At 50.7% G+C, this 367-nt stretch carries 1 protein-coding gene; it reads right to left on the bottom strand.

Translation table 11 applies throughout. The annotated features are described in order from the left end of the window. Positions 1-367: hypothetical protein (locus EUU22_RS26435; RefSeq protein ID WP_205687935.1), on the bottom strand; the 367-nt coding region annotated here is incomplete at both ends.

Below are 367 nucleotides of genomic sequence, written 5' to 3'. Positions count from 1 at the left end.
TAGCTTCTTTTGCCCATGTTCCTCAGTTTCAGAGGGTGGATTTCTCCGTGTTGCTTTTTCCCCAGGTCTCCACGCCCTTGTGTGTTTCTTTTGCTTAAAGATTGCCACCTGAGCTAGCCTCTGTTGCCCATCTTCGTCCGTTTCAGAGGGTGGATTTCTCCGTGTTGCTTTTTCCCCAGGTCTCCACGCCCTTGTGTGTTTCTTTTGCTTAACGATTGCCACCTGAGGTAGCCTCTGTTGCCCATCCTCGTCAGTTTCAGAGGGTAGATTTCTCAGTGCTGCTTTTTCCCCAGGTCTCCACGCCCTTGTGTGTTTCTTCTGCTTAAAGTTTGCCACCTGAAGCCAGCCTCTCTTGCCCATCTTCCTC

Source organism: Ciceribacter ferrooxidans, from assembly GCF_004137355.1.
In the GTDB taxonomy this organism is placed as follows: domain Bacteria; phylum Pseudomonadota; class Alphaproteobacteria; order Rhizobiales; family Rhizobiaceae; genus Allorhizobium; species Allorhizobium ferrooxidans.
Note: the sequence above shows the minus strand (reverse complement) of the source record. Positions and strands in the feature narration are given on the sequence as shown.